At 68.9% G+C, this 8,101-nt stretch carries 6 protein-coding genes; 3 read left to right on the top strand and 3 right to left on the bottom strand.

The window, feature by feature from the left end; genetic code table 11:
• A partial coding sequence (locus ACWCXX_RS39800; protein ID WP_451136016.1) for a heavy metal translocating P-type ATPase occupies positions 1 to 744 on the top strand: 744 nt, incomplete at its 5' end.
• A gap of 512 nt (positions 745 to 1,256) precedes the next feature.
• Here the strand turns inward: ACWCXX_RS39800 and ACWCXX_RS39795 are convergent.
• Together ACWCXX_RS39795 and recD2 are read right to left on the bottom strand one after the other, a co-directional pair.
• Positions 1,257 to 2,546 carry a citrate synthase gene (locus tag ACWCXX_RS39795; protein WP_283851652.1) on the bottom strand — a complete coding sequence of 430 codons (1,290 nt, stop codon included), beginning with the start codon at positions 2,544 to 2,546 and terminating at the stop codon, positions 1,257 to 1,259.
• 129 nt (positions 2,547 to 2,675) lie between these two features.
• Positions 2,676 to 4,976, bottom strand: a complete 2,301-nt coding sequence (recD2, locus tag ACWCXX_RS39790) for an SF1B family DNA helicase RecD2 (RefSeq protein ID WP_451136013.1) — start codon at positions 4,974 to 4,976, stop codon at positions 2,676 to 2,678.
• A 158-nt stretch (positions 4,977 to 5,134) separates the two neighbouring features.
• Between recD2 and ACWCXX_RS39785 the strand changes: the two genes are divergently transcribed.
• Positions 5,135 to 5,683, top strand: a complete 549-nt coding sequence (locus ACWCXX_RS39785; protein WP_451136011.1) for an SRPBCC family protein — start codon at positions 5,135 to 5,137, stop codon at positions 5,681 to 5,683.
• Positions 5,684 to 5,716: 33 nt separating this feature from the next.
• Here ACWCXX_RS39785 and ACWCXX_RS39780 read toward each other — a convergent pair whose 3' ends face one another.
• Positions 5,717 to 7,051 (bottom strand): alpha/beta hydrolase family protein, encoded by a 1,335-nt coding sequence (locus ACWCXX_RS39780; RefSeq protein ID WP_451136009.1) that lies wholly within the window; start codon positions 7,049 to 7,051, stop codon positions 5,717 to 5,719.
• Between the two features lie 360 nt (positions 7,052 to 7,411).
• Between ACWCXX_RS39780 and ACWCXX_RS39775 the strand changes: the two genes are divergently transcribed.
• The gene (locus ACWCXX_RS39775) at positions 7,412 to 7,744 is read left to right on the top strand and encodes a hypothetical protein (RefSeq protein ID WP_451136018.1); all 333 of its coding nucleotides are present in this window, start codon (positions 7,412 to 7,414) and stop codon (positions 7,742 to 7,744) included.
• The last annotated feature ends 357 nt before the right edge of the window (positions 7,745 to 8,101 follow it).

Here is an 8,101-nt window from a genome sequence, read left to right as displayed (position 1 = left end):
ACCCCCGAGGACTTCACCAACATCGCCGGACTCGGCGTCCAGGGCATCGTCGAGGGCCACGCCGTACTCGTCGGCCGCGAACAACTGCTCGCCGACGCGGGCATCGGCCTCCCCGGCACGCTGTCCGACGCCGTCGCGGACGCGGCGGCCGGGGGGCGCACGGCGATCGTGGTGGCCTGGGACGGGCGGGCGCGCGGTGTTCTCACCGTGGCCGACGCGGTCAAGGAATCCAGTGCGGCGGCCGTCGCCGAGTTCCGCGCCCTGGGCCTCCACCCCGTTCTGCTGACCGGCGACAGCCGCGCCGTGGCCGAGGCCGTGGCCCGCGCCGTCGAGATCGACGAGGTCCACGCCGAGGTGCTTCCCGAGGAGAAGGTGCACGTCATCGAGCAGCTCCGGGCCGAGGGCCGCTCGGTCGCCATGGTCGGCGACGGCGTCAACGACGCCGCCGCGCTCGCCACCGCCGATCTCGGCCTGGCGATGGGCACCGGCACGGACGCCGCGATCGAGGCGAGCGACCTCACCCTGGTTCGTGGAGATCTCAAGGTGGCCGCCGACGCGATCCGGCTCTCCCGAGGCACCCTGAGTACCATCAGAAGCAACCTTTTCTGGGCATTCGGCTACAACGTCGCCGCCCTACCCCTTGCGGCATTTGGCCTGCTCAACCCTATGATTGCTGGAGCGGCGATGGCGTTCTCATCGGTCTTCGTCGTGACGAACAGCCTGCGGTTGCGCGCCTTCACCTAATTTCCACAAAGAGATCCAGATCACATGGATTTCAGGGTAACCATCCGGCGGGTTCGTGAGTCTAAGAGTGCGATGCCAAGGATGTCTTGGGGGACGTCCGGCGGAGTGTCTTGGGGGACGCTCCGGGCAAGCGTTGGCCGGGGCACGTGCACCGGGGAGCTTTGAGCGGCCCTCCCGTACGTACCCCGGCAGATCGCACGAGCAGTACGGCAACACAGCGGTACAGCAGTACAGGTGAAGAACGCAGTTCGCTGCGGTCGAGGAGCACCCAGGAGCTTCGGCTCCCACAGACGCCCGGCCGGATCCCGTGGGGGGAATCCGCTCCGGGACATGGGAAGCGCCTCGCTGTCGGCCCGTGGGGGGATCGATGGCGAGGCGCTTCTCTCTGTCCGGCGGAGTGCTCGCCCGGAACGCAAATCGCCCCGGACACCGCGCTCTGTGCGAAAGCGCGGTACGCGGGGCGAAGTCGACCGGCCGTGACGGCCGGGGTCGTGCGGGGGGTGTGTCGAGGCTCAGCGGCTCTCGACCGGGACGAAGTCGCGCAGGACCTCACCGGTGTAGATCTGGCGCGGGCGACCGATGCGGGAACCCGGCTCCTTGATCATCTCGTGCCACTGGGCGATCCAGCCCGGCAGTCGGCCGATCGCGAAGAGCACGGTGAACATCTCGGTCGGGAAGCCCATGGCCCGGTAGATGAGACCGGTGTAGAAGTCCACGTTCGGGTAGAGGTTGCGCGAGACGAAGTACTCGTCGGAGAGCGCGTGCTCCTCCAGCTTCAGCGCGATGTCCAGCAGCTCGTCGGACTTGCCGAGCGCGGACAGCACGTCGTGGGCCGCGGCCTTGATGATCTTGGCGCGCGGGTCGAAGGACTTGTAGACGCGGTGGCCGAAGCCCATCAGCCGGACGCCGTCCTCCTTGTTCTTCACCTTGCGGATGAAGGAGTCGACATCGCCGCCGTTGGCCTGGATGCCCTCGAGCATCTCCAGCACCGACTGGTTGGCACCACCGTGCAGCGGGCCCCACAGCGCCGAGATGCCGGCGGAGATCGAGGCGAACATGTTCGCCTGCGAGGAGCCGACCAGACGCACGGTGGAGGTCGAACAGTTCTGCTCGTGGTCCGCGTGCAGGATGAGCAGCTTGTCGAGCGCGGAGACGACGACCGGGTCCAGGTCGTACTCCTGGGCGGGGACCGAGAAGGTCATGCGCAGGAAGTTCTCGACGTACCCGAGGTCGTTGCGCGGGTAGACGAAGGGGTGGCCGATCGACTTCTTGTACGCGTACGCCGCGATCGTGGGCAGCTTGGCCAGCAGCCGGATCGTCGAGAGGTGGCGCTGCTCCTCGTCGAAGGGGTTGTGGCTGTCCTGGTAGAACGTGGACAGCGCGCTGACGACCGAGGACAGCATGGCCATCGGGTGGGCGTCGCGCGGGAAGCCGTCGAAGAAGCGCTTGACGTCCTCGTGCAGCAGCGTGTGCTGGGTGATCTCGTTCTTGAAGGCCGACAGCTCGTCGACCTTGGGAAGCTCACCGTTGATGAGCGTGTACGCGACCTCCAGGAACGTCGAGCGCTCGGCGAGCTGCTCGATGGGGTAGCCGCGGTAGCGGAGGATGCCCTGCTCACCGTCGAGGTAGGTGATGGCGGATTTATAGGCTGCGGTGTTGCCGTATCCGCTGTCCAGCGTCACCAGACCGGTATTGGCCCGGAGCTTCCCGATGTCGAAGCCCTTGTCGCCGACGGTGCTGTCGATCACCGGGTAGGTGTACTCGCCGTCGCCGTACCGCAGTACTACAGAGTTGTCGCTCACGTCATCCCTCACCGACGTAGTGCCTCTTCTTCGAGGTTCCCTGACTGTCTCCACCCTCCCCCATTTGGCTCAGGAGAGTGCACTCGGGGTCGTCCATTGGACCTACTCGCGGCACTGAGTGCCGCGAGCTTACTCATCCTGCCCCCTCGGTTCCGGTTCCGGAAGGGCTCCGTGATGTTTCCCACCGATTTGATCGATCATTTTTTCCGCCGATCCTCCGCCCCAGCCCCCTGACAGCCGATAATCCAGCGCCGTACAGCGTCTGCCCGCGGAAACCGTGCGGACCGCCTGTCCGATCGCCTGCCGGGAGCCGACCAGTACGACAAGCTTCTTGGCCCTGGTCACCGCGGTGTACAGCAGGTTCCGCTGAAGCATCATCCAGGCGCTCTTGGTGACGGGGATGACGACGGCCGGGTACTCGCTGCCCTGGGAACGGTGGATCGTCATGGCGTACGCGTGGGACAGCTCGTCCAGCTCGTCGAAGTCGTAGTCGATCTCCTCGTCCTCGTCGGTGAGGACCGTCAGCTTCTGTTCGTCCGGGTCGAGGGCGGTGACGACGCCCACCGTGCCGTTGAAGACGCCGTTCTCCCCCTTGTCGTAGTTGTTGCGGATCTGGGTGACCTTGTCGCCGACCCGGAAGACCCGGCCGCCGAACCGCTTCTCGGGGAGGTTCGGGCGGCCCGGGGTGATGGCCTGCTGGAGGAGTCCGTTGAGCGTGCCCGCCCCGGCCGGGCCGCGGTGCATCGGCGCGAGGACCTGGACGTCCCGGCGCGCGTCCAGACCGAACTTGGCCGGAATGCGGCGGGACGCGACGTCCACCGCGAGCACCCCGGCGTCCTCCGTCTCGTCCTCCACGAAGAGGAAGAAGTCCTTGAGGCCCTGGGTGAGGGGCGGGATCCCGGAGTTGATCCGGTGCGCGTTGGTGACGACCCCGGACTGCTGGGCCTGGCGGAAGATCGTGGTGAGCCTGACGGCGGGGACGGGGCTGCCGTCGGCGAGCAGATCGCGCAGCACCTCCCCCGCGCCGACCGACGGCAACTGGTCGACGTCCCCGACGAGCAGCAGATGGGCGCCGGGCGCCACCGCCTTCAGCAGCTTGTTGGCGAGCAGCAGGTCCAGCATCGACGCCTCGTCGACGACGACCAGATCGGCGTCCAGCGGGCGTTCCCTGTCGTACGCGGCGTCGCCGCCCGGTTTCAGTTCGAGCAGCCGGTGCACGGTGGACGCCTCGGCGCCGGTCAGCTCGGACAGCCGCTTGGCCGCCCGCCCGGTCGGCGCGGCCAGCACCACCTTGGCCTTCTTGGCCCGCGCCAGCTCCACGATCGACCGGACGGTGAACGACTTCCCGCAGCCGGGCCCACCGGTCAGGACGGCGACCTTCCGGGTGAGCGCGAGCCGGACCGCCGCCTCCTGCTCGGGTGCCAGATCCGCCCCCGTACGCTTCGCGAGCCAGGCCAGCGCCTTGTCCCAGTCCACGTCCGCGAAGGACGGCAGCCGCTCGTCGGGGGTCCGCAGCAGCCGCTGCACCTGGGCGGCGAGGGCGATCTCGGCGCGGTGGAAGGGCACCAGATAGACGGCGGTGACCAGCTCGCCGCCCTCGGGCGAGGGCACCTTCTCCCGTACGACGCCCTCCGGGTCCTCGGCCAGTTCGGCGAGGCAGTCGATGACCAGGCCCGTGTCGACCTGGAGCAGCTTCACCCCGTCCGCGATCAGCCGCTCCTCGGGGAGGAAGCAGTGTCCCTGGTCGGTGGACTGCGACAGCGCGTACTGGAGACCGGCCTTGACCCTCTCCGGGCTGTCGTGCGGGATGCCGACGGCCTGGGCGATCTTGTCTGCGGTGAGGAAGCCGATGCCCCAGACGTCGGCGGCCAGCCGGTAGGGCTGGTTCTTCACGACGGAGATCGACGCGTCCTCGTACTTCTTGTAGATGCGCACGGCGATGGAGGTGGAGACCCCGACCCCCTGGAGGAAGACCATCACTTCCTTGATCGCCTTCTGTTCCTCCCAGGCGGCGGCGATCATCTTCGTCCGCTTGGGTCCGAGGCCGGGAACCTCGATCAGCCGCTTCGGCTCCTGCTCGATGACGTCGAGGGTGTCGACCCCGAAGTGGGTGGTGATCCGGTCCGCCATGACCGGACCGATGCCCTTGATCAGGCCGGAGCCGAGGTAGCGGCGGATGCCCTGGACGGTGGCGGGCAGCACGGTCGTGTAGTTCTCCACCGTGAACTGCTTGCCGTACTGCGAGTGCGAGCTCCAGCGCCCCTCCATCCGCAGCGACTCGCCGACCTGGGCGCCCAGGAGCGAGCCGACCACGGTCAGCAGATCACCCGCGCCCCGGCCGGTGTCGACACGGGCGACGGTGTATCCGTTCTCCTCGTTGGCGTACGTGATGCGCTCCAGCACACCTTCGAGGACGGCCATGTTGGACATGTCCCGACGGTACCGGTTCCCACTGACAACGCATTTCCGGCCTCGGGGCCCGTGCGTTCCACGGCGGGCCGGGGAGGGCCGCGGCGGCTACGGCGGAGAGCTGTTGTGCATGCCGATGGGAGCCGGAATGATCAACGCATCCGACAAGAGGGGGAATCTTGAAGTACTCGGATGGGCCGACCGTGGACGTCACCGTCCGCATCGGGGCGACCGCGGCACGCGTCTGGGAGCTGGTGTCGGACATCGGCCTGCCGGCCCGGCTCAGCCCGGAGCTGCAGAGCGTCGCCTGGCTCGACGGAGCGGACCGGCCCGTGGTGGGCGCGCGCTTCGAAGGTTTCAACCGCCACCCGATGGTCGGCGAGTGGCGGACCGTCTCCCATGTGATCGAGGTGGACGAACCACGGGTGTTCGCCTGGGCCGTCACGGACCCGGACGGCCGGTACGGCGAGGCCACGCTGGACCCGGCGCGGCGCATGGCCTCCTGGTGCTACGAGCTCGAGGCCGAGGGCACCGGCACCCTGCTGCGGCAGACGGTCAGGATCGGACCGGGCCGCAGCGGGCTCACCGCGGCCGTCGAGAGCCACCCGGACCGGGAGGAGGAGATCGTCGAGTTCCGGGTGAAGGAGCTGCGCGCCGGGATGGGGGCCACCCTCCGGGGCATCAAGGAACTCGCCGAGGAGGACGGCGGCCGGAGCGGCTGGGGCTGACGCGCGGGGCCGGGCGGGGCCCGGCCCCGCGCGTCACGTGTTCCGGTGCGGCTTCACGTACTCCACCTTCACCGCGCCCGGCACTCCGGGCAGCTTCTTCCGGCCGGTGAGGAGAGCCTGCTGCGAGGTGTCGCCCAGGAGGTACCGGCGGAAGAAGGCGACGGTGTAGCCCGTGGTGATCCGGCGCTGGACGGCCTCGTCGAGGCCCGGGTGCTGCTGGTTCCTGCCGTCCTGCGAGACGCACCGTCCGGGCCGCTCGCCGGGGATCGCGTCGTTCGCACCACCCACCTGGCCGCTGCCGGGGGACCACTGGGTGTTGAAGTAGTTGTGATTGCCGCCGGTGAGGGTGATGCCGTGCAGGGGCCCCTTGTTCGCGCCCTTGTTCCACTTCACGTACTCACCGGTGTTGACCTGGTCGCAGGTGCCCCACAGGACGGCCAGCGGGACCTCGGTGACCGGTTCGTTCTCCCACGTGGCGGTGGGCGCGAGGCCGAGCGCCGCCCCGATCCGCACCCCGGCGGGCCAGTCGCCGTGCCGCGCGTCGGAGACCTGCTGCATCACGCCTCCGCCGCCCATGGAGTGGCCGAGGGTGCCGACGTTGCGCATGTCCAGTCGCCCGGCGAAGGCGGCGCCGAGGGACCGGCCGGTACCCGGGTCCTCGATCCCGCCCTTCAGGGGGCCCTTGCCCGCGTCGAGCCGGCGCCACAGGTCCAGGTGCTCGTTGATGAGGGCGGCCCGCGCCCGGTACACCGAGTCCGCCTGGCCGGCGCTGGTCGAGTTGATTCCGTTGGCCCCCATGGAGACCACCACGAAGCCCTGCCGGGCCAGGCGTTCGGCCAGGTAGTCGTAGCCGGAACTGCTCGGCAGCGCCGGGATTCCCGCCCCGCACGGCCAGGCCCACAGCCGGTCGCTCATCCTGTCGATGATCTTCTGCTGTGCCGCCATCCGGGCCTCGTCGCCCGCCTTCTCGGCCAGGGCCAGTGCCTTCTCCGCCTTCACCAGCGCGTTCTGCGCGCCGCGGTCCGCGCAAGTGGCCCACTGCCCGTGCTGCATGACGATCAGTGGATGCCTGCCCCGCACCGGCCCCTCAAAGCCCGGTGCGACGGGGTAGTGCACCACCCCGGCGATCTCGTTCCTCCCCTCGTACGGCGCTCCGGGGGTGAAGGCCCGGTCGCCCAGGTCGTAGACCGCCCGCCCCACCGGGAACGGCCCCTTCGCCGGAGCGGGGTCCGCCGCGGGCGCGGGTTCGCCGCCCGCGGCCAGGGCGGGGACCAGCACCATGAGCGCGGCCGCGGCGACGCCCGCGACGAGAGCCTCCGTACGGGTCCGGCCGCCGAAGACCCTGCCCCTGTGTTTCCCCACCGCCATGTGCGGTCCTGCCTCTCGGGTCGCCTCGGATGATCGTGCCCGGCCGCGACCGGATCGCACTGTTCCACGCGTCGCGGACGGACGCGTCCCACCCTGGTCCGCACTTGTCAGGAACCTGTGAGCACGGCGTAGGGATGTCGTCCGCCCGCGGCCCGGTTGTTGTCCGTGGCGGGTGATCTCGCGGACGGTACGGACAATCCGCTCCGCGTCCTCCTCGCGACTGACAGCGATTCAACTTCCGGTGGGGCCGGTCTGCTTCGTCACACCTCCGGCCCCGATCCCGTTTTTGATTGCACCGGCCACACCGAGTTGATAGGCATGACGACACATGTGTTCACACAGCTTGGCAGGGGGGCCGACATGAAGTTCGACATGGGGGCGCAGGTTCTGACGACTCTGTCGTCGAAGTCTCGCGGATCGAGTGACGATCTGGGGACGCTGATCCGTCAGCTGCTTCAGGCGGCGGCCCCGCTGGAGGGGAAGTTCCACGGTTCGGGGCGGGTCGCGTTCGACTCGTTCAAGAACCGGTCGGACGAGATCACGGCGGCGCTGAACGGTTCATTGGCGGCTCTCCTGGGCGGTCAGTCCGGGATGGAGTCCGCGTTCGGTTCGGGTGACCAGGAGCAGGGCGACAACGCGCGGCAGCAGATGTCGAGCGCGAACTTCGACGCCGCGCGCTTCGGCGCCCGCTGACGACGGCGGGGCTCCTCGGCCGTTGTCGACGGCCGTTCCCTTCCCTGTCTCTGCCTCTTCCTGACCAAGGTTTGTCCGGCCGGTGCGGCCAGCTGTTTCACGGGGGTGTCGTGGTTACTGGGCGTGGTCCGAAAGCACAAGGTGTCCGGGACGTGCTGAAGGCGAAGAAGCCCGGGGTGCAGACGCGATGATCAAGCCCGAGGCGATTCCGCAGTACACCGGTGACCTGGGCCAGCTGGAGAAGGACCACGCGTCCCTGACCAAGGACGCCGGGAACATCCGGGAGACCGGCTCCTCGGTCCACACCCGGTTCCAGGCCCTGTCGGCGTATTACCAGGCTCCGGAGGCGGAGCAGCT

The organism is Streptomyces sp. NPDC001732, assembly GCF_053596315.1.
This window is presented reverse-complemented; position numbering and strand designations above follow the sequence as displayed.